The 2239-nt window shown below is 69.2% G+C and carries 3 protein-coding genes; all 3 read left to right on the forward strand.

The features are described from left to right. The first annotated feature begins 80 nt into the window (after nt 1–80). The 3 genes from ABZ646_RS45375 to ABZ646_RS45385 all read left to right on the forward strand — a co-directional run bounded on the left by ABZ646_RS45375 (nt 81) and on the right by ABZ646_RS45385 (nt 2130). Nucleotides 81–620: a Uma2 family endonuclease gene (locus tag ABZ646_RS45375; RefSeq protein WP_360533298.1), complete on the forward strand. Its 540-nt coding sequence runs from the start codon at nt 81–83 to the stop codon at nt 618–620. Between the two features lie 212 nt (nt 621–832). After that, the gene (locus ABZ646_RS45380; RefSeq protein ID WP_360533292.1) at nt 833–1048 is read left to right on the forward strand and encodes a hypothetical protein; all 216 of its coding nucleotides are present in this window, start codon (nt 833–835) and stop codon (nt 1046–1048) included. Between the two features lie 89 nt (nt 1049–1137). Next, nucleotides 1138–2130, forward strand: a complete 993-nt coding sequence (locus tag ABZ646_RS45385; RefSeq protein ID WP_360533295.1) for an aldo/keto reductase — start codon at nt 1138–1140, stop codon at nt 2128–2130. Nucleotides 2131–2239 lie beyond the last annotated feature (109 nt).

A 2239-nucleotide genomic window follows, 5' to 3' on the forward strand; every position in this document is an offset into this window, starting at 1 on the left:
CTTGACGTCCATCAGCTTGAGCACTGGGGAGAAGGGGCTGCTGTCCGGGCTCACCATGAACAGCCAAGAGCGACGACGAGATCACGCTCGACGAGCTGTTCGAGCAGATCGAGAAGATGCCCGCCCCCGAGGGATACAAGGTCGAGATCGTCGAGGGGACCGTCTTCATGTCGCCACAGCGGGACACCCACTGGGAGATCATCCTGGACATCGTCGAGCAGCTGCGGACCAAGTACCCCCGGAAGCGGGTCAAGTCCGACGTCCGTATCGACTACCCGGGGCATCTCAACGGGTTCGCGTCGGACGTGACGTTGATGGCCGAGGACGCCGCCAAGACGGACAGCGGGCTCTGGCGTCACCAGGACGTCGAGTTCGTGGCCGAGGTCATCTCCAAGGGCACGGCGGCGAACGACTACGGCGCCAAGAAGGCCGCCTACGCCACGGCCGAGGTCCCGGTCTACCTGATCGCCGACCCCTACCAGCGCCGCTGCCACGTCTACACCCACCCCAAGGGCGAGGACTACACGACCGAGACGAGGGTCGCCTTCGGGTCCGATGTCGACCTCACGGGAACCGTCGTCGGCCTCACTCTGAGCACCGCCGAGTTCCCCGTCGACTAGTCCTTCCTGCAACGGAGTTGAGCGGTCGACGGGTGGTCCTTCGGTCAGGGTCGTGAGTGGCTCGGCGGTCTCGTCGGCCGTGCCTGCCGTCGACGTGCGGGAAGGTGGTACCGGATGCTGGACTACGGTCTCGACACCTCCGTGCCGGACCGCGACCTCGCGTCGGCCGCCCTGGGTTGATCGGCCGGGAACTGTCCTTCCACGCAGCCCGGTTGCCCCCACCCGCGGAACCCTTCCGGGTCGAGCCGGCCGGTCCCGACGGCGGGATCCGGGCCTGGGGCCCGGAGCGGGCGGCGCAACGGGTCCGGGGCGACGCCCTCGACTTCCGCCTCCTCGTCACCCGGCGCAGGCGCCTCGCCGAGACCGGCCTGACGGCGGTCGGCGAGGACGCGCGGACATGGCTGGAAGTCGCCCGCGTCTTCCTCTGAGCACGTCGACGGCTCCTGAGCACCTCGGCGACCCCTCTTCTCCACAGGTCCTTGCCTAGAGCGCACTCCACGCCGTTGGCTGGGTGACCATGAAGTACACGCAGCTCGGACGTACCGGACTCAAGGTCAGCCGACTCGTCCTCGGCACCATGAACTTCGGCCCGCAGACCGACGAGGCCGACAGCCACGCGATCATGGACGCGGCGCTGGACGCGGGCATCAACTTCTTCGACACGGCCAACGTCTACGGGTGGGGCGAGAACAAGGGCCGTACCGAGACCATCATCGGCAACTGGTTCGCCAAGGACCCCGCGCACCGCGACAAGGTCGTGCTCGCCACCAAGGTGTACGGCAACATGGCCGCCGACGGCGACGCCTGGCCCAACCACGACAAGCTCTCCGCGCTGAACATCCGGCGCGCCGTGGACGCGAGCCTCAAGCGGCTCCGGACCGACCACATCGACGTCTACCAGTTCCACCACGTCGACCGCCGGACCCCCTTCGAGGAGATCTGGCAGGCCATCGACGCGCTGGTGCAGCAGGGCAAGATCCTCTACGTGGGATCGTCCAACTTCCCCGGCTACAAGATCGCCCAGGCCAACGAGATCGCCGCCCGGCGCGGCGGGACCATCGGGCTGGTCAGCGAGCAGTGCCTCTACAACCTCGCCGAGCGGCGCGCCGAGATGGAGGTCATTCCGGCCGCGCAGGAGTACGGCCTCGGGGTGATCCCCTGGTCGCCGCTGCACGGCGGGCTGCTCGGCGGTGTGATCAAGAAGGAAGTGAAGGGCGGGCGCCGGGCCGGTGGCCGGGCCGCCGACGCCCTCGCCGACACCACCCTGCGAGCCCAGGTACAGGCCTACGAGGACCTGCTCGACAAGCACGGCGTGGAGCCGGGCGAGGCCGCGCTGGCCTGGCTGCTGACCCGCCCTGGTGTCACCGGCCCGATCGTCGGCCCCCGCACCGCCGAGCAGCTGGAGTCGGCACTGCGGGCCGTGGAGCTGGAGCTGAGCGACGAGCTCCTGACCGGCCTGGACGAGATCTTCCCTGGCCCGGGCCCGTCCCCGGAGGCCTTCGCCTGGTAATCCCGCGGGGGTGAGCGCCCTCAAGGGGCGCTGGGGGCAGCACGGCACCGGCGGCTCCAGCCAGGGGCTGGGGCTGGAAACGTTTCGCCGAACGTACGGGCAACGTGTC

The sequence above is a fragment of the Streptomyces sp. NPDC007162 genome (assembly GCF_040634175.1).
Classification (GTDB): domain Bacteria; phylum Actinomycetota; class Actinomycetes; order Streptomycetales; family Streptomycetaceae; genus Streptomyces.

What these genes read in the sequence shown, in the direction of transcription:
- ABZ646_RS45385 (WP_360533295.1), top strand. Translation starts at nt 1,138, where the DNA reads ATGAAGTACACGCAGCTCGGACGTACCGGACTCAAGGTCAGCCGACTC.